This is a genomic window from Streptomyces sp. NPDC087440 (genome assembly GCF_044744005.1).
Lineage (GTDB): Bacteria > Actinomycetota > Actinomycetes > Streptomycetales > Streptomycetaceae > Streptomyces.
Genome location: NZ_JBIUXN010000018.1, coordinates 116,420 through 139,028, shown reverse-complemented (window position 1 = coordinate 139,028; position 22,609 = coordinate 116,420). Strand labels below are relative to the sequence as shown.

Annotated in this window: 21 protein-coding genes; 4 read left to right on the top strand and 17 right to left on the bottom strand. The window is 72.1% G+C overall.

Annotation, left to right across the window (positions count from 1 at the left end):
* Nucleotides 1–4: 4 nt before the first annotated feature.
* The 5 genes from ACIO3O_RS30415 to ACIO3O_RS30395 form a co-directional block, all read right to left on the bottom strand.
* A complete protein-coding gene (locus ACIO3O_RS30415) occupies nt 5–1,012 on the bottom strand; it encodes a 2-hydroxyacid dehydrogenase (protein ID WP_401751431.1) in 1,008 nt (335 codons plus the stop codon).
* A 178-nt stretch (nt 1,013–1,190) separates the two neighbouring features.
* Entirely contained in the window at nt 1,191–2,225 is a 1,035-nt protein-coding gene (locus ACIO3O_RS30410) for a 6-phosphofructokinase (RefSeq protein ID WP_401751430.1), read from the bottom strand.
* A gap of 97 nt (nt 2,226–2,322) precedes the next feature.
* Entirely contained in the window at nt 2,323–3,033 is a 711-nt protein-coding gene (locus ACIO3O_RS30405) for a response regulator (RefSeq protein WP_401751429.1), read from the bottom strand.
* Nucleotides 3,030–4,280, bottom strand: a complete 1,251-nt coding sequence (gene macS, locus ACIO3O_RS30400) for a MacS family sensor histidine kinase (protein WP_401751427.1) — start codon at nt 4,278–4,280, stop codon at nt 3,030–3,032. Before macS ends, ACIO3O_RS30405 begins: the two co-directional genes overlap by 4 nt.
* A 120-nt stretch (nt 4,281–4,400) precedes the next feature.
* Complete coding sequence (locus ACIO3O_RS30395; RefSeq protein WP_401751425.1) at nt 4,401–5,201, bottom strand: lysophospholipid acyltransferase family protein; 801 nt, start codon at nt 5,199–5,201, stop codon at nt 4,401–4,403.
* 235 nt (nt 5,202–5,436) lie between these two features.
* On the opposite strand from ACIO3O_RS30395, the gene ACIO3O_RS30390 reads away from it, so the two are divergent.
* Together ACIO3O_RS30390 and ACIO3O_RS30385 are read left to right on the top strand one after the other, a co-directional pair.
* Entirely contained in the window at nt 5,437–6,216 is a 780-nt protein-coding gene (locus tag ACIO3O_RS30390; protein WP_401751423.1) for an alpha/beta hydrolase, read from the top strand.
* The gene (locus ACIO3O_RS30385) at nt 6,209–6,814 is read left to right on the top strand and encodes a hypothetical protein (protein ID WP_401751422.1); all 606 of its coding nucleotides are present in this window, start codon (nt 6,209–6,211) and stop codon (nt 6,812–6,814) included. The genes ACIO3O_RS30390 and ACIO3O_RS30385 overlap by 8 nt, the downstream gene beginning before the upstream one ends.
* Nucleotides 6,815–6,841: 27 nt before the next feature.
* On the opposite strand, the gene ACIO3O_RS30380 is transcribed toward ACIO3O_RS30385, so the two are convergent.
* From ACIO3O_RS30380 to ACIO3O_RS30355, 6 genes are all read right to left on the bottom strand, one after another.
* Nucleotides 6,842–7,603 (bottom strand): endonuclease/exonuclease/phosphatase family protein, encoded by a 762-nt coding sequence (locus ACIO3O_RS30380; RefSeq protein WP_401751420.1) that lies wholly within the window; start codon nt 7,601–7,603, stop codon nt 6,842–6,844.
* An 80-nt stretch (nt 7,604–7,683) separates the two neighbouring features.
* Complete coding sequence (locus ACIO3O_RS30375) at nt 7,684–8,625, bottom strand: ROK family glucokinase (protein WP_401751418.1); 942 nt, start codon at nt 8,623–8,625, stop codon at nt 7,684–7,686.
* 77 nt (nt 8,626–8,702) lie between these two features.
* Nucleotides 8,703–9,203, bottom strand: coding sequence for a DUF5304 domain-containing protein (locus tag ACIO3O_RS30370; RefSeq protein ID WP_401751417.1), 501 nt, complete (start codon nt 9,201–9,203; stop codon nt 8,703–8,705).
* A 150-nt stretch (nt 9,204–9,353) separates the two neighbouring features.
* Nucleotides 9,354–10,580, bottom strand: a complete 1,227-nt coding sequence (locus ACIO3O_RS30365) for an ArsA-related P-loop ATPase (protein WP_401751415.1) — start codon at nt 10,578–10,580, stop codon at nt 9,354–9,356.
* 47 nt (nt 10,581–10,627) lie between these two features.
* Nucleotides 10,628–11,074 carry an SRPBCC family protein gene (locus tag ACIO3O_RS30360; RefSeq protein WP_401751413.1) on the bottom strand — a complete coding sequence of 149 codons (447 nt, stop codon included), beginning with the start codon at nt 11,072–11,074 and terminating at the stop codon, nt 10,628–10,630.
* A 206-nt stretch (nt 11,075–11,280) separates the two neighbouring features.
* On the bottom strand, nt 11,281–12,057 hold the full coding sequence (locus ACIO3O_RS30355) for a metallophosphoesterase (RefSeq protein ID WP_401751411.1): 777 nt from the start codon (nt 12,055–12,057) through the stop codon (nt 11,281–11,283).
* A 302-nt stretch (nt 12,058–12,359) separates the two neighbouring features.
* On the opposite strand from ACIO3O_RS30355, the gene ACIO3O_RS30350 reads away from it, so the two are divergent.
* The gene (locus ACIO3O_RS30350) at nt 12,360–14,156 is read left to right on the top strand and encodes an AMP-dependent synthetase/ligase (protein ID WP_401751409.1); all 1,797 of its coding nucleotides are present in this window, start codon (nt 12,360–12,362) and stop codon (nt 14,154–14,156) included.
* An 85-nt stretch (nt 14,157–14,241) separates the two neighbouring features.
* Here ACIO3O_RS30350 and ACIO3O_RS30345 read toward each other — a convergent pair whose 3' ends face one another.
* Nucleotides 14,242–15,384: a glycosyltransferase family 4 protein gene (locus ACIO3O_RS30345; RefSeq protein ID WP_401751408.1), complete on the bottom strand. Its 1,143-nt coding sequence runs from the start codon at nt 15,382–15,384 to the stop codon at nt 14,242–14,244.
* Nucleotides 15,385–15,546: 162 nt separating this feature from the next.
* Here ACIO3O_RS30345 and ACIO3O_RS30340 point away from each other — a divergent pair, with 162 nt between their 5' ends.
* Nucleotides 15,547–16,851: a glycosyltransferase 87 family protein gene (locus ACIO3O_RS30340; RefSeq protein ID WP_401751406.1), complete on the top strand. Its 1,305-nt coding sequence runs from the start codon at nt 15,547–15,549 to the stop codon at nt 16,849–16,851.
* A gap of 13 nt (nt 16,852–16,864) precedes the next feature.
* Here ACIO3O_RS30340 and ACIO3O_RS30335 read toward each other — a convergent pair whose 3' ends face one another.
* The 5 genes from ACIO3O_RS30335 to ACIO3O_RS30315 form a co-directional block, all read right to left on the bottom strand.
* A complete protein-coding gene (locus ACIO3O_RS30335; RefSeq protein ID WP_401751404.1) occupies nt 16,865–18,091 on the bottom strand; it encodes a hypothetical protein in 1,227 nt (408 codons plus the stop codon).
* Between the two features lie 109 nt (nt 18,092–18,200).
* Nucleotides 18,201–19,229 (bottom strand): NlpC/P60 family protein, encoded by a 1,029-nt coding sequence (locus ACIO3O_RS30330; RefSeq protein ID WP_401751403.1) that lies wholly within the window; start codon nt 19,227–19,229, stop codon nt 18,201–18,203.
* Nucleotides 19,230–19,511: 282 nt separating this feature from the next.
* Entirely contained in the window at nt 19,512–20,546 is a 1,035-nt protein-coding gene (locus ACIO3O_RS30325; RefSeq protein ID WP_401751401.1) for an NlpC/P60 family protein, read from the bottom strand.
* Between the two features lie 307 nt (nt 20,547–20,853).
* Nucleotides 20,854–22,215, bottom strand: coding sequence for an NYN domain-containing protein (locus ACIO3O_RS30320; protein WP_401751399.1), 1,362 nt, complete (start codon nt 22,213–22,215; stop codon nt 20,854–20,856).
* A gap of 66 nt (nt 22,216–22,281) precedes the next feature.
* Nucleotides 22,282–22,536, bottom strand: coding sequence for a hypothetical protein (locus tag ACIO3O_RS30315; protein WP_189821768.1), 255 nt, complete (start codon nt 22,534–22,536; stop codon nt 22,282–22,284).
* Between the last annotated feature and the right edge of the window lie 73 nt (nt 22,537–22,609).

Sequence of the window (22,609 nt, the reverse complement as noted above, 5' to 3'; positions counted from 1 at the left end):
ACGCTCAGTCGACGGCGGCGGACACCAGCACGTTGTCGCTGGTGCGGCCCGCCAGGAAGTCGCCGACGTTCTGCACGGTCGCGTCGATGATCTGCTCCAGGGCGTCGACCGTGTAGTACGCCTGGTGCGAGGTGACCAGGACGTTGGGGAAGGTGACCAGGCGGGCCAGGGTGTCGTCCTGGACGACCTCCAGGGACTTGTCGAGGAAGAACAGGCCCGCCTCCGCCTCGTACACGTCCAGGCCCACCCCGGCGAAGCGTCCGGCGCGCAGTTCGTTCACCAGGGCGTCGGTGTCGACGAGGCCGCCCCGGCTGGAGTTCACCAGGATCGCGTCGTCCTTCATGGCGCGCAGGGCGGTGGCGTCGATGAGATGGCGGGTGCTGGGCAGCAGGGGGACGTGCAGGCTGATCAGGTCGGCGGAGGCGAGGAGGTCGTCCTTGTCGACGTACTCCATGCCCAGCTCCACGCACTCCGGGTTCGGTGCCACGTCCCAGCCGAGCAGGTGCATGCCGAAGCCGTGGGCGATCCGGGTGAATGCCTCGCCGATCTTCCCGGTGCCCAGCACGCCGACGGTGCGGCCGCGCATGTCGCGGCCGAGCAGCCCGTCGAGGCGGAAGTCGAAGTCGCGGGTGCGCCCGGCGGCGCGCACCACGCGGCGGTTGACGGCCATCGCGAGGGTCCAGGCGAATTCGGCGACGGAGTAGGGCGAGTAGTACGAGACGCGGGCGACGGTGAGGCCCAGTTCGCGGGCGACGTCCAGGTCGATGTTGTTGAAGCCGGTGGAGCGCTGGGCGATCATCCGGGTGCCGCCCGCGGCGAGGGTGCGCAGGACGTTGGCGTTGAGGTCGGCGTTGACGCTGGTGCTGATGATCTCGTGCCCGGCGGCGATCGGGGCGGTGTCCTCGGTGAGGAAGACCTTGAGGCAGTGGGCGTCCCCCAGACCGGCGTCCGTGAAGGCCTTCTCGATCAGCGGCTGCTCGTCGGCCTGCACGCCGAATGCCAGAATCTTCACGAAATTCCCCAGTCACGAGTGGCTTGGCACGGATGCAGCAAATATCGCCGATCCGGGCAGGCCCAGCCACTCGCCACCGCGGCGGCCCGGCCCGGCCGCCCGCCACCGCCGGAGCCCGGCCCAGCCACTCGCCACCGCCGGAGCCCCGCTCAACCGCCCGCCACCGCCGGAGCCCCGATCAGCCGAAGAAGACCTCCGCCTCCGCGTACATCTGCGGCGGCACCGTCTTCAGCTTCGCCGTGGCCTCCCCTATCGGCACCCGCACGATGTCGGTGCCCTGGAGCGCCACCATCGTCCCGAAGTCCCCGTCGTGCACCGCGTCCACGGCGTGCAGCCCGAAACGGGTGGCCAGCCACCGGTCGAAGGCACTGGGGGTGCCGCCGCGCTGGACGTGCCCGAGCACGGTCGTGCGGGCCTCCTTGCCGGTGCGCTTCTCGATCTCCTTGGCGAGCCACTCCCCCACCCCGGAGAGCCGCACGTGCCCGAAGGAGTCCAGGGTGCCGTCCTTGAGCACCATGTCGCCGTCGCGCGGCATGGCCCCCTCGGCGACGACCACGATAGGTGCGTACGAGGAGCGGAAGCGCGAGGTGATCCAGCCGCACACCTCCTCGACGTCGAAGCGCCGCTCCGGCACCAGGATGACGTTCGCGCCGCCCGCCAGCCCCGAGTGCAGGGCGATCCATCCGGAGTGGCGTCCCATCACCTCCACCACGAGAACCCGCATGTGGGACTCGGCGGTGGTGTGCAGCCGGTCGATGGCCTCGGTGGCGATGGAGACGGCGGTGTCGAAGCCGAAGGTGTAGTCGGTGGCGGACAGGTCGTTGTCGATGGTCTTGGGCACGCCGACGCAGGGGATGTCGTATTCGCCGGACAGCCGGGCGGCGACCCCGAGGGTGTCCTCGCCGCCGATGACGATGAGCGCCTCCACCCCGCGCCGGGCGAGGGTCTCCCGGATGAGCCGCACGCCCTCCTCGCCCTCGGAGAGGGGGTTGGTGCGGGAGGAGCCGAGGATGGTGCCGCCGCGGGGCAGGATGCCGCGCACGGCGGCGACGTCCAGGGTCATGGTGCGCTGGTCGTCGAGCACCCCGCGCCAGCCGTCCCGGAAGCCCACGAACTCGTACCCGTAGTCCCGCACACCCTTGCGGACGGCGGCGCGGATCACCGCGTTGAGCCCGGGACAGTCGCCGCCCCCGGTCAGAAGTCCGACTCGCATGACGTGTCCCTTCGCCGCTGACGGGCACTGGAACACACCACGCTAGAGCGGCCCGCCGGGGGCGTCGAGAGTGCCTCCGGCGGGCCCTGGGAGCGCGTCAGGCGCCGTCGAGGCCGCGCTCTATGGCGTACCGCACCAGTTCCACCCGGTTGTGCAGCTGGAGCTTGCCGAGGGTGTTCTGGACGTGGTTCTGCACGGTGCGGTGCGAGATGACCAGACGCTCCGCGATCTGCTTGTACGACAGACCCTTGGCGACCAGTCGCAGCACCTCGGTCTCCCGGTCGGTGAGCTGCGGGGCGCGCGGCTCGTCCGGTGCGGCGGGCGCCGGGTCGGAGGCCAGGCGGCGGTACTCGCCGAGCACCAGCCCGGCGAGACCCGGGGTGAAAACCGGGTCACCGGCGGCGGTGCGCGCGACGGCGTCCGTGAGCTCCTCCGTGGACGCCGACTTCAGCAGGTAGCCGGTCGCACCGGACTTCACCGCCTCCAGTACGTCGGCGTGCTCGCCGCTCGCGGAGAGCACCAGGACGCGCAGCTGCGGGTCGGCGCCCACCAGTTCGCGGCAGACCTGCACGCCCGGCATGCCCGGCAGGTTCAGATCGAGCACCAGCACCTGCGGCGAGACCGCCTGTGCGCGGCGCACGGCCTGCGGGCCGTCACCGGCGGTGGCGACCACGTCGAACCCGGCGGCGGCCAGGTCGCGGGCCACGGCGTCGCGCCACATGGGGTGGTCGTCGACCACCATCACGCGCACCGAGCGCCTCTGTTCCTCTGTCACTTCTGTCGCCGCTTCCGTGGACTGTTCGTTCATCGTTTCGCCTTCCCCCGTGGAACCTTCAGTTCTACTTCCGTGCCCTGTCCCGGTACGGAGAGCAGTTCGGCGCTCCCGCCCAGGTCCCGCAGCCGGCCGCGGATCGACAGGGCGACGCCGAGACGTCCCTCCCCCTCGGCCTGCGCGAGCCTGCCCTCCGGGATGCCGGGACCGTCGTCCCGTACCGTCACGATCACTTCGTCCGGCTCGTCCTCGACCAGGATCCAGGCCTGGGCGCCGTCACCGGCGTGCCTGCGCACATTGTCCAGGGCGGCGCTGACGGCCGCCGCGAGTTCCAGTGCGGCGGCGGGCGGCAGCAGCACCGGTGCACCGGGCTCGGCGAAGGAGACCTTCGCCCCGGAGTGCGGGGCGAGCAGCGCGCGCAGGTCCACCAGCCCGCTGTCCTCCCGTACCTCTCGTGCCCGTCGTACGTCCCGTACGCCGTCGGGGGTGTCCACCTCCACCACGCGCACCACCGCGCCCTGGGAGGCCTCCTCGGAGGCCCGCATGGTGGGCACCAGGCCGCTGGAGACGAGCGTGCGCAGGGCGACCTCCTGCTCGCCTGCCATGCGGCCCAGTTCGGCCGCCTCGCCGCCCAGCGCGGTGCCCCGGCGCTGCACCATGGCGAGCACCTGGAGGACGCTGTCGTGGATGTCGCGGGCGAGGCGCTCGCGCTCCCTCGTGGCGGCCTCGATCTCCAGGGCGCGGGCGAGGGTGGCCTCCGAGGCGCGGGCCACCTCGACGACGTACCCGATGGCGATGGAGGCGACCCACACCAGGAGCACGTTGTGCAGGGTGTCCCGGCTGGGGGTGCCGCGCTCCACGAGGTTGGCGGCGGCCACCAGGGAGGAGGCGAAGGCGGCCCAGCGCCATCCGCCCTTGATGGCGTACGCGAGCACCGACCCGGCGGTCCATATCGTCGGCAGGGTGGGCCCGTCGATCAGCTGCGCCTCGACGTTGGCCAGCGGGGTGAGCAGGATGCCGACCAGGGCGACGGTGAGGTCCGCGCCGAGGAAGCCCTTGGTGCAGCTGGCCGCGTTCGCCACCCTGGGGAGCGTGGCGAGCGTCCACACGGCCATCACCGAGAGGTAGGCGATCGCCACCCAGGGGCGCTCGAACTCCTCGCGCGTGAACACGTACAGCAGCACCGCGTACAGCATCGTCAGGACGCGGTAGCCGGTGAGCGCGCGCCACAGCGGCTGCTCGACCGACATCCGTACGACCCGCGAGCGCTGGGTCTTGGCCATTTTCCCCACCCCTGGACGGACGACCTCTGCGGGAGACGCTGCGAGTGCAGGCTCCGCGAGGACGGACTCTGCGCAGACTTTCCCACGGACGACGCCGTGGGCCCCCGGAACGTTCCCCGCTTACGCGGAACGTTCCTCCTTCGCCGTCTTCTCGGCCTTCTGCGCCTTCTCCAGCTCCGCCTGAGCGGCCTTCTCCGCCTTCTCCAGCTCCGCCTTCTCCGCCTTGGCGGCCTTCTCGGCGTCCGCGATCTGCCGTTTGGCGGCGGTCGCGTAGATGTCGACGTACTCCTGGCCGGAGAGCTTCATGATCTCGTACATGACCTCGTCGGTCACCGAGCGCAGGATGAAGCGGTCGCCGTCCATGCCGTGGTAGCGGCTGAAGTCGAGCGGCTTGCCGATCCGGATGCCCGGGCGCATCAGCTTCGGGACGACCTTGCCGGGCGGCTGGATCTTCTCCGTGTCGATCATCGCGACGGGGATCACCGGGGCACCGGTCGCCAGCGCCACGCGCGCGAGGCCGCCGGGCTTGCCGCGGTAGAGGCGCCCGTCCGGGGAGCGGGTGCCCTCCGGGTAGATGCCGAACAGGCCGCCGTTCTCGATGACCTCGATGCCCGCCTTGACCGCCGCGTCGCCCGCGCCGCGCGCACCGGAGCGGTCGACGGGGAGCTGGCCGGCGCCCTTGAAGAAGGCGGCGGTGAGCTTGCCCTTCATGCCGGGCGAGGTGAAGTACTCCGCCTTGGCGATGAAGGTGACCTTGCGGTCCAGCACGGCGGGCAGGAAGAAGGAGTCGGAGAACGACAGGTGGTTGCTCGCGAGGATCGCCGGCCCGTCCGCGGGAATGTTCTCCAGGCCCTCCACCCAGGGCCTGAAGGCGAGCTTCAGGGAACCTCCGATGGAGAACTTCATTGCGCCGTAGATCAACGTGTGCCTTCCCTTGTCTGTCGAAAAGACCATAACCCGCGTCCGGCCTGCGCTCTCGTGGGTGAGCCGGACGGCTCCCCGGGTGCCCCGTACGGCTGATCCCCTCGCCCGGTCGGAGGGCCGACGGATCTGGTCGGTGTCAGTCCGGTCGCGTACGGTGAAGTCACCCTCAGTACCCGCTTCACCCCCGTACCCGATTCGCCGTCCCGTCCTTCCTCACGAACAGGAGACCCCGGTGCCGGTCCTCCCTGGAGCCGAGCCGTTCCACCACGAAGGCGGAGAGGTGGGCGTCCTCCTCTGCCACGGCTTCACCGGTTCCCCCCAGTCGCTGCGCCCCTGGGCCGACCACCTGGCCCAGCGGGGGCTGACGGTGTCCCTACCACTGCTGCCGGGCCACGGCACCCGCTGGGAGGACATGCAGGTCACCGGCTGGCAGGACTGGTACGCCGAAGTCGACCGCGAGCTGAACGCGCTGCTGGAGCGGTGCTCCCAGGTCTTCGTCTGCGGCCTGTCCATGGGCGGCGCGCTCACGCTGCGGCTGGCCGCGAAGCACGGCGACGCGATCAGCGGCATCGTCCTGGTCAACCCGGGCAACAAGGTGCACGGCCTGGCCGCGCGCGCCCTGCCGGTGCTGCGCCACTTCGTCACGACGACCAACGGCGTGGCCGACGACATCGCGCTGGAGGGCTCGCACGAGGTCGGCTACACCAAGGTGCCGCTGCACGCCGCGCACTCCCTGCGGAACTTCTTCCGCCTGGTCGACGGGGAGCTGCCGCAGGTCACGCAGCCGCTGCTGCTGCTGCACAGTCCGCAGGACCACGTGGTGCCGCCCGCGGACTCCGCCCGCGTCCTTGCCCGGGTGTCGTCCGTGGACGTCACCGAGATCCTGCTGGAACAGAGCTACCACGTGGCGACGTTGGACCATGACGCGGAGCGGATCTTCGACGAGAGTTACGCGTTCATCGGCCGCCTCGCTCCGAGCGTCGGGAAGAAGGGGAGCACTGCTGGTGGCTGAACACAACGCGGAGCGCGCGGACCGCGAGGAGGAGCGGGAGCCGGAGGCCGTCACCGAGGGCCGCAAGGACGACGCGGCCACTCCTCTGGACGAGGCCGCCGTCTGGGAGGCGATCGTGGCCGGGTACGGGGACGAGCCGCCGGACCCGCCGGGGGCCAAGCCGTTCAAGTCGGTGGACGACCTGGCACGGCTGGAGGAGGGCGTGAACGGCGACCGGGGAGCCTCCTCGGACGCCGCGGACGTACGGCCGCTGGGCAGCTCGATCACCTTCGCGCCCGGAGTCGGCATGGCCGGGCCGCGGGACTTCGCCCCGGCCGAGGCCAAGGACGACGACCTCGACGACTCCGACGAGGGGCACTTCGTGCCGCCGGACCCGGAGCTCCCGGAGGCCGACGTCACGTCGAAGTTCGCCTGGCTCGCGGTGGTCGGCGGGCCGGTGCTGATGCTGCTGGCGGTGCTGCTGGGGTGGGACATGACCTGGTGGCTCCAGGTCCTGGGCATCGGTGGCTTCCTCGGCGGGTTCGCGACGCTGGTGGGCCGGATGACCCGGGACTCCGACGAGGAGGACGAGGACCCGGGGCGGGGCGCGGTGGTCTGACACCCGTAGAGCCGGGACGGCGGTGGCTCAGGCCTCCGCCGGGACGCGGAGGGCCGCCAGTACCGGCAGGTGGTCCGTCGCGGCCCGGACGTCCGCCTCCGGGAGCGGCGGGACCCCGCAGCCCAGGACCTGCACGCCCGGGGTCGCGAAGATCGCGTCGATGCGCTGGTGGGGAGTGGCGGGTTCCGAGGTGTACTCGCCGCCCCACGGCGCCACCGCCCAGCCGTCCTGGAGCCGGTCCGCCAGCAGGCGGAAGGACTTCCCGTCGGGGCGGTCGTTCAGGTCGCCGCCCGCGACCGCGTGGGTGACGCCCATCGCGGCGAGCTGCTCCAGGAGCAGGCCCGCCTGGGTGAAACGTTCCTCGCCCTGAAGGCTGAGGTGGCAGCTCAGCACGCCAAGGCGCGCACCCCCGATCCGTACCACCGCCGTCGCGAAGCCCCGCTGGTGCAGCCCCGGGGTGCGGGGGAGCAGGACGTCCTCGGTGCGTTCGACGGTCGCCCGCAGCGAACACAGCAGCAGGGGGCCCGCCGCCGTGGCGCCGCCGCTCAGCACCACCAGGTCGCTGTGGGCGGCGAGCCAGGCGGCCTTCTTGCGCCAGCGGAAGAAGCGCGGCGCTTCCTGGATCAGTACGAGGTCGGGTGCGCAGGCGCGGACCACGCGGGCCAGTGCCTCGCGGTCGTCGCGCATCGAGCGGATGTTGTAACTGAGGACGCGGACGACGGCCGAGCCGTCGGGTTCCGTACGGGACGGGGGCAGCGGGGCGGTCACCAAACGGTCCGAGGGAGACATGCGGGCCAACATAGACCGATGCCCGCCGGGTCCTGAAGAGGACGCGGCGGGCACCGAACACACGGTCGGAGGCGAAGGGCTCAGCCCTGGCGCGCCAGGTCCGCCGCGCCGACCAGACCGGCCTTGTTGCCGAGCTGGGCCGCGAGCACCTGCGCGTGCGGCCGCCACTGGCCGCCGATCAGCCAGCGCCGGAAGGACTTGCGGATCGGGTCCAGGACGAGTTCGCCCTCGTCGGAGACGCCGCCGCCGACGATGAACGCCGAGGGGTCGAAGAGCGAGGCCAGGTCGGCCAGGCCCGCACCGGCCCAGCGGGCCAGCTCGCGGAAGGAGTCGACCGCGACCGGGTCGCCCTGCCGGGCGGCGGCGCTGACGTGCTTGCCCTCGACGCCCTCGACCGTGCCGTCGCCGAGGCCGAGCAGGATCTCGGCGTTCTCGGGGGTCGCGTTGGCGCGCTGGCGGGCGTAGCGGACGAGCGCGCGCCCGGAGGCGTACTGCTCCCAGCAGCCCTGGCTGCCGCAGCCGCACAGCAGACCGTCCGGGACGACCCGGATGTGGCCGAACTCGGCGGCCACGCCGAAGCGGCCGCGGCGCAGCTTGTTGCCGATGATGATGCCGCCGCCGAGGCCGGTGCCCAGCGTGATGCAGATGACGTCGTCGTGGCCCTTGCCCGCGCCGAACTTGTACTCGCCCCAGGCGGCCGCGTTGGCGTCGTTCTCGACGACGACCGGCAGGCTCACGCGCTGCTCGACCTTGTCCTTGAGCGGTTCGTGGCGCCAGTTGATGTTCGGGGCGAAGAGCACGGTGGCGCGCTTGTCGTCCACGTATCCCGCGGCGCCGATGCCGACGGCCTCGATCTGGTGGTTCTTGCTGACCTCGGAGACCGCCTTGGAGATGGCGTCGACCATTTCCTCGGGCGTCTGCGGTGTCTTCACCTTGTACGTTTCGAGGATCTGTCCCTCTTCGTCGACCACTCCGGCCGCGATCTTCGTGCCGCCGATGTCGACGCCGATGGTGAGTCCCATGTGTCCCTCAGTTTTAGGTCGAGCCCTGCGCGGAGCCGGAGACAGGCTCCCTCGGCCACCGTACCCGAGGAGGGGTCTCAGTCCAGATCGATGTGTTCACCTTTTGAACGGTCATCAGGATCCTCCGGCCCGGATTGCGGAGACTTGGGCGAATTACCCGGGTGGTTCGGGCTCTTCGCAGCGTCTGCTGCGTTTTGGGTCCAACGCTGCTCGTGTCCGGCGACGACGGACCGGTAGGCGGCCAGAAGTTCGTTGCCTGCCGCAGCCAGGTGGTCGAAGACCTGCGGATTGCGCTCCACCACCGGCTCGACCACTGCCTTCGCCTGCTGAACGAACTGGCTGGCCACGCTCTGGGCGGCCATCCCGAACAGCGGCGACTGGAGCGAGGAGACCTTGTCCGCGACCGCGTCCATCAGCCTGCGCAGCTCCTCGGCGGCGGAGCCGGGCTGCGGTCCGTACTGCGCGCGGCGGCGGGCCTTCTCGGCGGCGAGGTCCTCCTCGCAGGCCGTCGCCCAGGCGTCGTCGTCGTACGCGTGGGACGCGCCGGACTCGTCGGGACGGTCGGTGGCTTCGCTCATGGCGCACTCCTGCGAGGCGGGGCGGGAAACGGGTCCGTACGCCATCGACGTTACCCGAACAGCGGTACGCCGTTCAGGGCCTCGCCACCACCTGTACGCCGACGCTCAACGCCCGTACCGGCGACGCTCAGCGTCCGGACCGGCAGGCGCTCAACGCCCCTGCGGCCACAGCCCCGGGTCCGGGGTGAAGCGCACCCGCAGCACCCCTTCGGTGAGCGCGGCGCCGGAAACAGTGCACCGGCGCAGCGCCGACGGCAGGGACAGCAGTCGCCGGAACCGGCCGACGGTGAGCACCAGTTCGTCCCCCCGGCGCACGAGCCCCAGCTCCTGCTTCGTGGCCCCCGGCAGCGGCAGGTGCCACACCAGGACGCCGTCCTCGGCGAGCCGGTCCTCGACGGTGTGCGCGGCGACGGAGGCCTCCGGGACCGGTGCGTGGGCGAGCAGGGCCAGTTCCTGCGGCCCTCGCGGCGCGTGTCCCAGGTGGGACAGCTCCCGCACCTCACACAGGTGTGCGTTGGCGTGCACCTCTTTGAGGTGTGTCTGCTGCTCCGCCGAGAGGGCGGCCAGCCAGGGGTCCGCAGAGGCGGTGGGCAGCACCCTGTTGGCGACGACGGCGTCCAGGGCAAGTCCGTGCAGCGCCAGCCCCAGCCGCGCGGTGCGCAGCGCTTCGGCGGCTCCCTGCCCCGGCTCCACCACCAGCCGCACCGCCAGGGCGGGGCTCTCCAGTACGGCCTGGGTGGCGGCGAGTTCGGCCTCCCAGCGGGCGGCGGTCTCGTACAGCCACTGCGCGGGCATCGGCACCCCGGCGAGCTGTGCCAGCATCGGGCGCAGGGAGCGCGCGGCCTGCCGCTCGGGCGGCAGCAGCCGCCGCAGGTAGCGGCGCAGCTGGGCGGGCAGGGCGAGGGCGGCCAGGGCGCTGTGCGTGGGCGGCATGTCGACGACGATCAGATCGTACGAGGCTGCGTCGGCCGCTGCCGTGCGCAGGGCGCGCAGCAGGGCGAAGGGTTCGCTGCCGGGCAGTTCGGTGAGCTCGTCGGCGTCCAGCGGGGTGGCGCCGAGCAGGTCCAGGGCGGTGCCCGCACGCTCCTGGAGGGCGACGAGTTCCCGGCGGAAGTCGTCGGCGGCGTCGACGCGGGCAACCCACAGCCCCGGTGCGGCCTCCAGCGGTGCGCGCGGGTCGCCGGGTATCGCGCCGGTGGCGAGTCCCAGGGCCGCGCCCAGGGTGTCGTCCCGGTCGGTGCCCAGGAGCAGCACGCGCGCACCGGTGCCGGCGGCGGCGAGGGCGGTCGCCGCGGCGACGGTGGTGCGGCCCGCACCACCGGTCCCGGTGATCAGGACCGTGCGTACCGCTTCCGTGCCCGTGCCCGCCGTGCTCACCCTCGTGCCCCCGTGTCGCTCGCCCTGGTGCCCCGTGTTCCGCCCGGTCAGCCCGTGGGGCCGGACTCGACGCGCTTCTTCAGACCGGCCAGGGCGCGGTCGATGATGACCTTCTCGGCCTTGCGCTTGATCATGCCGAGCATGGGGATCTTGACGTCGACGGTGAGCCGGTAGGTCACCTCGGTGGCGCCGTTCGCGGCGGGCGCGAGGTGGTAGGAGCCGTCGAGGGAGCGCAGCATCTGCGACTTCACCAGGGTCCAGCTGACCTCGTTGTCGCCGGTCCAGGTGTAGGCGAGGGTGTGATCGTCCTTGATGGCGCCGGCGTCGAGCACCAGGCGGACCTTCTCGGCGCGGCCGCGGTCGTCGGTGGCCAGCACCTCGGCCTCCTTCACCTCGCCCGTCCAGTCGGGGTAGCGGTCGAAGTCCGCGATCACACCCATGACGTCGGCCGGTGCCGCCTCGATGATGATGCTAGAGCTGGTGTGTTCCGCCATCGCGATGGCTCCTCACGGTCCGGACTGGGGCTGGCTGACTCGGCGTGCGGCGGGCCCGCGCCCGGCGTGCGGGCAGGTGTGCGCCGTGTGAAGGCTATCGCGGCCGGGCCGCGCGCCACTCCAGGGCCCGGGGCCACGCCTGCGGGGACGGTCCCGACGCCACCGCTCCGGGACCCGGGATCACGCCTGCGGGGACGGTCCCGACGTCACCACTCCAGCACCCACGGCCGCCCCGTCGACGCGAAGTGCCCGACGTTCACGCACTCGGTGGCGCCGATGCGCATCCGGGCGGCCAGCGGCTGATGCACATGGCCGAAGAGGGAGTACCGGGGGCGGGTCCTGCGGATGGCGTCCAGCAGGGCGCGGCTGCCGCGCTCGAAGCGGCGCGCCACCGTGTCGTACACGAGGTCGGGGACCTCCGGCGGGATGTGCGAGCACAGCACGTCGACCTCGCCGAGGACCTCGACCTTGGCCGCGTACTCCTCGTCGCTGATCTCGAAGGGCGTGTTCATGGGCGTACGGAGCCCGCCGCCGACGAAGCCGAAGACCAGGCCGCCGATCTCGACGCGCTCGCCGTCGAGCACCGTGGTGCCGGGGCTGACGGTGCCCGGGCCCGCGTACTCGGGCCAGAGTGTCGGCATGTCGACGTTTCCGTACGTGGCGTACGTGGGCGTGGGGAAGGCGGCGAAGAGTTCCGTGTACTGCTTGCGCACCGCCGCGAGGGTGGCCGCCTTGCGGTCGACGCCCTCCCACAGGCTGCGGCTGAAGTCGCGGGCCTCGTCGAAGCGGCGGGCGGTGCGCAGCTCCACGATGCGGTCGGCGTTCGCGGTGCCGAAGAGGTCGGGGAAGATGCCGCGCGAGTGGTCGGCGTAGTCGAGGAAGAGCACGAGGTCGCCGAGACAGACCAGGGCGTCCGCTCCGTCGCCCGCCCGGGCGAGGTCCTCGGCGTTGCCGTGCACGTCGCTCACCACATGAACTCGCATGGCGATCAGCCTAGAACCCGGGCGCGTCGCCGGGTAGGGCCGGTCCCGGACGCATGAAGAGGCGGCCGGACCTGCGGTTACTTCCGAGTCGCCCCAAGGGTGGACTACTGTGCGCGAAGCACCGGCTCAGCAGTGTGACGCAGCGTACATCTGGCCGGGAACCCCTATCGGGAACCGAGTACTGGTGGGTAACGTCCGGGCAGTCCAGTCGTGCTCATCCCCCACTGAGCACCTGCCCGACCTTGGACCGCAGCCGGCGACACGCTGACGTGGCGACCGGTGCCTGATGAGGAGCAGCAGTCTTGCGCGAGTTCAGCCTTCCGGCCCTGTACGAGGTCCCTTCGGACGGCAATCTGACGGATCTCATCCGCCGCAATGCCGCTCAGCACCCCGACACCGCGGTCATGGGCCGCAAGGTCGCCGGTACGTGGACCGATGTCACCGCCACCCAGTTCCTGGCCGAGGTGCGCGCCGCCGCCAAGGGCCTGATCGCCGCGGGCGTGGAGCCGGGCGACCGGGTCGGCCTGATGTCGCGCACCCGCTACGAGTGGGTGCAGCTGGACTTCGCGATCTGGAGCGCGGGCGCGGTCACCGTGCCGGTGTACGAGACCAGCTCCGCCGAGCAGGTGCAGTGGATCCTGGGCGACTCGGGCGCCGTCGCCGTGCTGGTGGAGGGCGAGGCCCACGCGGCCGCCGTGGAGTCCGTACGGGAGCAGCTGCCCGCCCTCAAGCAGGTCTGGCAGATCGAGGCCGGGGCCATCGAGCAGCTGAACGCGCTCGGCGCGGACGTCTCCGAGGAGACCGTGGACGAGCGCAGCGCGGTCGCGGGCGCCGACGACCCGGCCACCATCGTCTACACCTCCGGCACCACGGGCCGCCCCAAGGGCTGTGTGCTCACCCACCGCAGCTTCTTCGCGGAGTGCGGCAACGTGGTCGAGCGCCTGAAGCCGCTGTTCCGCACGGGCGAGTGCTCGGTGCTGCTGTTCCTGCCCGCCGCGCACGTCTTCGGGCGGCTGGTCGAGGTGGCGTCGGTGATGGCGCCGATCAAGCTGGGCTGCGTACCGGACATCAAGAACCTCACCGACGAGCTGGCGGCGTTCAAGCCGACGCTGATCCTCGGTGTGCCGCGCGTCTTCGAGAAGGTCTACAACTCGGCGCGCGCCAAGGCGCAGGCCGACGGCAAGGGCAAGATCTTCGACAAGGCCGCCGACACGGCGATCGCCTACAGCCGTGCGCTGGGCACCCCCGAGGGGCCCGCCTTCGGTCTCAAGCTGAAGCACAAGGTCTTCGACAAGCTGGTCTTCAGCAAGCTGCGCGCGGTGCTCGGCGGCAAGGGCGAGTTCGCGATCTCCGGCGGCGCGCCGCTGGGCGAGCGTCTGGGCCACTTCTTCCGCGGCATCGGCTTCACCGTGCTGGAGGGCTACGGGCTCACCGAGTCCTGCGCCGCGACGGCGTTCAACCCGTGGGACCGGCAGAAGATCGGCACGGTCGGCCAGCCGCTGCCGGGCTCGGTGGTGCGCATCGCCGACGACGGCGAGGTGCTGCTGCACGGCGAGCACATCTTCAAGGGGTACTGGAACAACCCGTCGGCGACCGCCGAGGCGCTGACCGACGGCTGGTTCCACACCGGTGACATCGGCACCCTCGACGAGGACGGCTACCTCGCGATCACCGGCCGCAAGAAGGAGATCATCGTGACGGCGGGCGGCAAGAACGTCGCACCGGCCGTCATCGAGGACCGCATCCGGGCGCACGCGCTGGTCGCGGAGTGCATGGTGGTCGGCGACGGCCGCCCGTTCGTGGGCGCGCTGGTCACCATCGACGAGGAGTTCCTGGGCCGGTGGGCCGCCGAGCACGGCAAGCCCGCCGACTCCACGGCGGTCTCGCTGCGCAACGACCCAGACCTGCTGGCGACCGTGCAGCGTGCGGTGGACGACGGGAACGCGGCGGTCTCCAAGGCGGAGTCGGTGCGCAAGTTCCGCATCCTGCCGACCCAGTTCACCGAGGAGGCGGGCCACATCACGCCGTCGCTGAAGCTGAAGCGGAACGTGGTGGCGAAGGACTTCGCGGACGAGATCGAGGCGATCTACGGGGCGTGAGCAGTACCTGGGTAAGGGGCGGCCTCCGGGAGGTCGCCCCTTACTCATGCCCGCACGACTCATGCCCGCACGACTCTTGCCCGCACTACAGCAGCGTCTTGAGCTTCTCCGCGAGCAGGTCCCAGCGCCACTTCTCCTCGACCCACTCGCGCCCCCGCTCCCCCATCCGCCGCCGCAGGTCCGGGTCCTGCAACAGCGTCACGATGCGCTCGGCCGACTCGGCGGGCTCGCCGCCGCGCACCACCCACCCGGTCTCCCCGTTCAGTACGGCGTCGGGCGCGCCCCCGGAGTCGCCCGCCACCACCGGCAGCCCGGTCGCGGAGGCCTCCAGGTAGACGATGCCGAGCCCCTCGACGTCGAGGCCGCCCCGGCGCGTGCGGCACGGCATCGCGAAGACGTCACCGGCGCCGTAGTGCGCGGGCAGCTCCGCCCAGGGCACCGCACCGGTGAACCGCACGGAGTCCGCGACGCCGGTCTTCTGCGCCAGGGCGTGCAGGTCCTTCTCGTACGGTCCCCCGCCGACGACCAGCAGTACGGCGTCCGGTACCGCGCGCAGCACCTGCGGCATGGCCTCGACGAGGGTGTCCTGCCCCTTGCGCGGCACCAGCCGCGACACGCACACCACCACCGGGCGTTCGGTGAGCCCGAGCCGTGCGCGCACCGCGTCGCCGCCCGAGTCCGGGTGGAAGGTCTTCTCGTCCACGCCCGGCGGCAACTGCACCATCCGCGCGGCAGCCTCCGGAGTGAGCGCGGCGGCGATCCGCGAGCGCGTGTACTCGCCCAAGTAGGTGATCGTGTCGGTGCCTTCGCCGATCCGCCGCAGCAGCTGCCGGGCGGCCGGGAGCTGCGCCCAGCCCGCCTCGTGCCCGTGCGTGGTGGCGACGAGCCGCCGGGCGCCCGCCCTGCGCAGCGCCGGTGCCATCAGCCCGAGCGGGGCCGCCGCGCCGAACCACACGGAGGTGCAGCCGTGCTCGCGCAGCAGCTCGGTGGCGCGGCGGGTGACGCGGGGCGTCGGCAGCAGCATGGTGGTGCGGTCGCGCACCACCGGGTAGGGCTGCTCGGCGTCGAAGGCGGCGGTGGCCTCGGCGCCCTCGCGTCCGCGCTTCCAGGTGGAGGCGTAGACGACGACCTGCTCGGGGTCCAGGCGCAGCGCCATGTTGTGCAGGAACGCCTGGATGCCGCCGGGGCGGGGCGGGAAGTCGTTGGTCACGATCAAGGTCTTGTCCATCGTGGCCGACAGTACCGGGACACCTCCGGCCGCCGCTCGGGCAGTACCGGGACACCCGTGGCCGCCGATCGGCCAGTACCGGGCGGCTCCGCGTCATCGCCCAGGGACGTGTGCGCCCTGCATCATGACCCTGTAGACGCCCGCCACCGGACAAGGATGGTCATGACAGCGAGCGGTACCGGACATCGGACTCCTTCCGCCCTGCCCGTCGCCCCCCTGGCGGTGTGGGCCGTCACCCGCACCCTGCTGCTGCTGTGCGTGTTCAAAGTGCTGACGTTCCCCGGCCCCGACGTCACGAGCGACATCTCGGTCATCTACCAGGGCTGGTACGAGGTCCTCAAGGACGGCACCTTCCCGCTCGACGACATCACCTGGCAGTACCCGCCCGCCGCCGCCCTCGCGGTGCTCTCCCCCGCCCTGCTGCCGTTCCTGGGCTACGCCTCGGCCTTCTTCGTGCTGGCGTTCCTGGCGGACGCCGTGGTGACGGGGCTGCTGCTGTACGCGGGCCGCCGCCCCGGCAAGCGGATGGCGGGCGCGTGGGTGTGGATCGCGGGACTGGCGCTGCTCGGCCCCACCTCGTACGCCCGGTACGACGTCATGGTCACCGGTGTCGCGGTGGCGGCGCTGCTCGCGGGGGCCCGCAGGCCGCGCCTGATGGGGGCGCTGGCGGCCGTGGGGGCGATGTTGAAGGTCTGGCCCGCCCTGCTGCTCGCGGGGACCGCACGCGGGCGCACGACGCGCACCTCGTGGTCGGCGTTCGTGCTGACCGCGCTCGGGCTGGTGCTGCTGTTCGCGGTGTCGATGCCGGGGGCGCTGGCGTTCCTGACGTTCCAGCGGGACCGGGGCACCGAGGTGGAGTCGCTGGGCGCGCTGGTCTTCCACGTGGCCCGGCACTTCGGCTGGGAGGGCGAAGTGCTGCTGAACTACGGCTCGGTGGAGTTCCTCGGCCCGTACGTGCCGACCGTGAGCACCGTCGCGATGGTGCTCACGGTGCTCGCGTTCGGGTGGCTGTTGGTGTGGCGGCTGAAGGCACGGCTGTTCACCGCGTCGACGGCGTGCGACGCGGCGTTCGTGGCGGTGCTGCTGTTCACCACCACCAGCCGGGTGATCAGCCCGCAGTACATGCTGTGGCTGGTCGGACTCGCCGCCGCCTGCCTGGTGTTCCGGGGCAGCCGGATGGACCGTCCCGCCCGCCTGGTGCTGGCGGCGACCCTCGTCACCTGCCTGGAGTTCCCCATCTGGTTCTCGCACGTGGTGGCCAGCGACGCCCTGGGGGTGCCGCTTCTGTTCGTACGCAATGGACTGCTGGTCGCCGCCGCGGTGCTGGCCTGCCGTACCCTGTGGCGGCACACCGTCACCGAGGCCGCGCACGCACCGCACCCGCTGCCTGCACAGCGGCATGTGCCCGCCGCGACAGTGTCGGGTTCCGCGTCGCACCAGCGCCGGGAGAGCGCGTCCCGCAAGTGACCGGCGTCGGGGCTCAGCCCAGTGCGTCCCGCACATAGGTGCGCCACCGTGCGGTGAACTCCTCGGGCGTGGTGCCCAGATGGCGTTGGAGCGCCGCCTCCACCGCCCCGTCCCGCTGCGGATGCCCGCCGACGGTGCGGTAGAACTCCAGCAGCGTCGCAACGTCCTTGCGCTCCACGATCATCCGGCAGGCCAGCCAGCCGCCCTCGTACGCCCCCGCCAGCCGGTCCGCGTCCCCCGCGAAGCGGAAGTCCTCGTCGGCCGGGAGCGCGGCAGGAGGGCCCTCGCGCCGTACGGTGCGCTGGAGTTCGGGGGCGATCTGGGCCGGGGTGCGGTCGCTGTCGCGGTAGGCCACCCAGTCCGCGAAGCCCTCCGACAGCCACATCGGGGTGGCGGCCGTGGTGTCCGTACGGGTGGCCACGTGGGTCGTCTCGTGGGTGAGGACGACCTGTCTGCCGACAGCTCCCAGTACGTCGTACGCCTCGGGGTTGACGATCACCCGGTCGGCCGAGGTCCGCCGCCCCCGGTCGCCGGCCCCGGTGGTGACGGCGGCGATCCCCCGGTACCCGGCGGCGGGTTCGCCCAGCAGTGCGCCCATCGCGGTCAGCGAGGACGGCACCAGGAGCACCGTCTTGAGGGTGCTTTCGCGCGTCCAGGTCCGGGCGACGGCGTCCGCGGCACTGTCGGCGGCCTCGGCGATCCGGCGCAGGCGCTCGGCACTGTGCCCGGTGCCGAGGACCACGGAACGCCGCCCCCGGGCGACGGTCACCGGGCCCTGCTGCCAGAGTTCCTGCGCACCGCTGCGCCCGGGCCGGTCCCCCGTGACGTACCACTGTCCGTCCTCGCGCACGAGGTCGACGCGGCGGGCGGAGACGGCGGGCACCGCGTCGTAGCGGTCGATACGGTGCCGCAGCTCGACCCGCGCGGTGACGGTCGTGCCGCCGGTGCGGTCGATTCCGGTGAGCCGGTACGCCCAGTCCTTCAGCGGCACCCCGGCCAGGTGGTCGAACTCCTCGCCCTGCGTGGACCGCAGCCCCTGCGCCCCCGGTGCGAGGACACCGAGGAAGGCGGCCCGGTCCCGGGTCAGCAGGGCGGCGGCCCGCCGGTCCAGCAGCCGCCGCACGTCGCGGGCGGCGGTGTCGGCGGGGGCGGACGGCAGGGCGCAGGACGCCGCCAGCAGCCCGCCCAGGGCGAGCACCGCCCGCCGTCCGTACCGTGTGCCGCCCTCGTGCGCCGCCATCAGGGAATCGTACGCAGAGAAGATCGGCACACAGGAGCAGAACCCTCAGACCCGTCGGACCCGTCCGGACCCATCAGCCCTGCCGGCCCCATCCGCCCCATCGGCCCCGTCAGACCCGGGTCACCGAGGAGATCGGCATCATGCCGACCGGGTCGTAGCGCACCGGCGCCCCGGGGTAGGGGGCGTGCACGACCTGGCCGTTGCCCATGTACATCCCGATGTGGCTGGCGTCGTCGCGGTAGGCGACGAGGTCACCGGGCTGCGCCTGGTCGAGGGAGACCTGCCGGCCCGCGTACCGCTGCGCCTGCGAGGTGCGCGGCAGGGAGACGCCCGCCTGCCCGTAGCTCCACTGCATCAGGCCCGAGCAGTCGAACCCGGAGGGCCCGTTGGCCCCCCAGACGTACGGCTTGCCGACGGCGCCCCGGGCGGCGAGCACGGCGGCGGCGGCCCGGGAGGAGGCGGGCATCGCACCGGACATCTCCGGCATCTGGGCACGCCCGCTGCGGTTCGCCCGGTCGAACTCCGCGCGCTCGGGGGCGGGCAGCGCGTTGAGCATCCGGCGGGCCTCGGCCAGCTTGTGCTCGACGGAGCGCTTGTGGCGCGTGACGACGCTGCGGCTGCGCTCCAGCTCGCCCAGCTTGCGGGAGGCCTCGGCGCGCTCCTGGCCCAGCTTGCGCTGCGCCTCGGTGAGTTCGTGCAGCTTGCCCGTGTTCAGGGCGCTGATCCGGTCGAGGGCGGCGGCCTTGTCGAGGTAGCCGTCCGGGTTCTCCGAGAGCAGCAGCGAGACCGTGGGGTCGACCCCGCCCGACCGGTACTGGGCCCCGGCGAGCTGGCCGAGGACGCCGCGCATGCGGTTGATGCGCTCCTGGCCGCGGGCGGTGCGCTCGCGGGCCTGCGCCACTTCCTTGCGCAGCGTGGTGGCGCGTTCGTTGGCCTTGTTGTACTGCTCGGTCGCCTTCTCGGCCTGTTCGAAGAGCCGGTCGACGGTGGCCTGGGTGGCCGTCGGCGTGCCCGCCGGGTCGGCGCTGGCGGGGGTGGCCCCGAGGGCCGCTGCCGCGGTGGCCGCGGCGGCGGACAGGACGGTGACCCGGGTGCTCTGTGTGAGCCCGGACTGCGAGGGACGACGGTGTGACGCCACAGGAAGCCGCACTCCTTCCACTGCTGGGAGGCAGCACCCTGCCGCCCGGGGCGGGCGGACTGCTCGACGGGAGCTGCGCGAGCAGACAGTAGCGGGACGCTCACAGGGCGACCAACGACCGCGCGGGGCCCCGAAAGTGCCCGTACAGCACGACGCCCCGCCGATGACCAGGTCATCGGCGGGGCGGGCGGTCAGCACGGGGAGCCGCAATTCGCCCGAACGGGCGGTGTGTTCGGCGTGGGCTCCTGGGTAGGGCGGGCGTGTCGTGGGTCCGTGGGGCCCTCAGCCGCCGACGCGCACTCCGTACATGAACGAACCGAGGTACCGCATGTCCTCGACGCGCACGTTGGCGCCGGGCTTGGGGGCGTGCAGCGACATGCCGTTGCCGGCGTAGAAGCCCACGTGGGCGAGGCCGCTGAAGAAGACCAGGTCGCCGGGGCGCAGGTCGCTCTTGTTGTAGATCTTCGGGCCGTCGTTGACCTGGGTGTAGGTGCTGCTGCCGACCGTGCGGCCGACCTGCTTGAACGCCCAGTAGACGAGACCGGAGCAGTCGAAGGAGTTGGGGCCCTTGGAGCCCCAGCTGTAGGGCGAGCCCATCTTCGTGCTGGCGGCCTGCATGGCGGCGGCGCCGATGCCGGAACCCGACGAGACATCGCCGAGCTGCGAGCGGCCGTTGGCGTCCCGGCTGGCCCGGTCCTCCTGCTCCGACATGGCGTCGCGCTCGGCCTGGGTGAGCGTGTTGAGCAGCTTCTGCGCGTCGGCCAGCTTGCCCTGGATGGTCTGGCGCTTCTCGCCGAGCTCCTTGCGGACCGAGGCGAGGTCGGCGAGCTTGCCCGAGGCCTCCTCGCGCTCCTGGGCGAGGGTGCGCTGCTTGCTCTGGATCTTGCGAAGCGACTCGGCCTGCTTGGTGCTCAGCTGGTTCATCGCGGCGGCGCGGTCCAGGAACTGGTCCGGCTCGGAGGACAGGAAGAGCTGGAGCGAGGGGTCCACACCGCCCGCGCGGTACTGCGCGGTGGCCATCGAACCGAGGCCCTTGCGCAGGTCGTTGAGCTCTGCCTGACCGCGGGCCACCTTCTCCTGGAGGTTCTTGACCTGCTTCTCCAGGGTGCCCTGCTTCTCCTTGGCGGCGTTGAACCGCTCGGTCGCGGCCTCCGCCTCCTCGTGCAGGTTGTCCACCTTCGCCTTGACTTCCTTCTTGTCAGGCTTGGGCGCGGCGTTGGCCGACTGCGAGGTGAGCGCCACGGCTGCGGTGGCGGCAAGGGAGAGCACGGTCACACGGGTGCGGCTCGGCTGCTTGGGACGACGGTGGGACGCCACGAAGGCGAGCTCCTTCTTCCTCAGCCGCCGACCGGCGCGGTTGGCGGGCCCCTCGCTGATACTCCGGATGAGTGATCAACCGCGCGAAGGTTCGAGCCCAGACCTTAGTGACCTTCTTGTGATCAGTTCAAATCCTCATAGGAAAAATCTCGCCCTCAGGGCGCATAAATTCCTTGCGTCACACGCTGCGTCATGGGCAGTTGACGGAACGCCAGCCCCAACAGCATTCAATACGGTCATCAGGGAGACAAGTTGGGCATCCCCTGCCGCATCGCCCGCAAGTGCGTCGAAAGCACCGACACCGGGCTCAGGCCCGCGAGAGCCTCTTGAGGAGCATCGCGGAAGCGACGGGCCGCGCACCGGACTTGGCGACACCGTCGGCCACCTCGCGGTCGGTGGAGACCACCACCACCGGGCGCCCGTCGGGCTCGGCCCGCACCAGCTGCCGGATCAGCTCGTCGGCCGTCACGCCCGCCTTGCTGAACAGCACCCGCACCCCGCGCGGCGGCGCGAGCAGCACCGGAGCCGCCAGCTCCGCACCGTCGAAGACACACGTCACCTCGGCGCCCGAGGCCGCCGCCAGCATGGACAGACCGCCCAGCAGCCGCAGCCGCTGCTTCTCCAGCGGCATCGTCGGATAGCCGGTCTTGGTGACGTTGTAGCCGTCCACCACCAGATGCGCCTGCGGCAGCGCCAGCAACTGGTCCAGGACCGCCGGGTCGGTGTCGGACAGGGCCCGCGCCGCGATGTCCTTGGGCGACATCCGCCCCGGCTCGACCGCGTCCACGGTGTCCGCGGGCCGCCCGGTGGACGGCGGCAGCGCCAGCTCCCTGCGCAGCCCCTGCGCCGCCTCCAGGACGGTGTCCAGGAGCAGCCGCAGCCGCATGTCCTCGACGCTGCGTCCCTCGCGTACGGCACGGCGTCCCGCCTCGACGGACGCCTCCGCCTCGCCGAGCCGGGCCCGCAGCCGCCGGGTCTCCGCCTCCGCCGCGGCCACCTGGGCGGCCGCCTCGGCCCTGATGCCGTCGATCTCGCCCTGGGTCTTGCGCAGGGCGGCCTCGCCGCGCTTGACGTCGCTGAGGGCGCCGCGCAGCTTGCGCTGGGCGGCCTCGGACTCCCGGCGGGCCGCGTCCACTTCGGCCCGCAGCCGCTCGGTCTCGCCCTTGGTGCGTTCCCGGGCCTCGGCCAGCTCCGCGCGCAGCTGGTCCAGTTCGCGCTGGGCGGCCTCGTCGGCGCGTTCGGCGTCGGCGCGCTGGGCCTCCTCGCCCGCGGCGGCCACCAGCTTCACCCAGCCCACCGGGCGCAGTACGTAGGCGGCCGCCGCCACGTCCACCGGGTCGGCGGCGGCGGGCGGCGACCCGGCCTCCAGCGCGCTCGCCAGCTCGGGCTGCGTCTCGCGCAGCCGTTCGCCGATGCGCTGCCTGAAGACCGGGTCGCTCTCCAGTGCCGCCGCCATCGCGTTGCCCGCGAACTTGGCGCGTCTGGTGGGGGTGAACCGGGCGTACTGCCGCAAGGGTGCGGGCAGTTCGGCCACCGTCAGGCCGCCGAACGCATCCGACACCAGCGTCACGACCCGGCGCCGTACCCCCTCGGGCAACGGGCGGTCGAGCACCTCTGCGACGTCGTCGGCCGAACCGGCCCGGTCCGCGCCGCTCGCGGGCTCCACCATTGCCGTCACCCCACTGCCTTCCTACCCTCGCGGGCATGCTCCGCCGGGCCCGCCCACGAGAACCCGCTAGGAGTTCTGGGGGTCGGCGTCCGGCCTGTCCACCAATTCGATCTGGTCCACCGCGTTGCACCAGCGGCAACGCACGGACTCGATGGTCTCACTGACCACCTCGCGTTCCTCGACCTTCGACTCCCCGGCCAGGTCGAGGTGCACGTACTCGACCACCTTGGACGAGCGGGTCACGTCGAACCGCGTGAGGTTTCCGCAGAGGGTGCAGCGCCACCGGGTTCCGGCAGTGGGCAGGGGAACCGTCGTCGTCATGCGTACCGTCCTCTTCCTTCGCACACGTCATACGTGTGTCGTACGTCGTTGCCGCGGTGCGCCGTCGAACTGC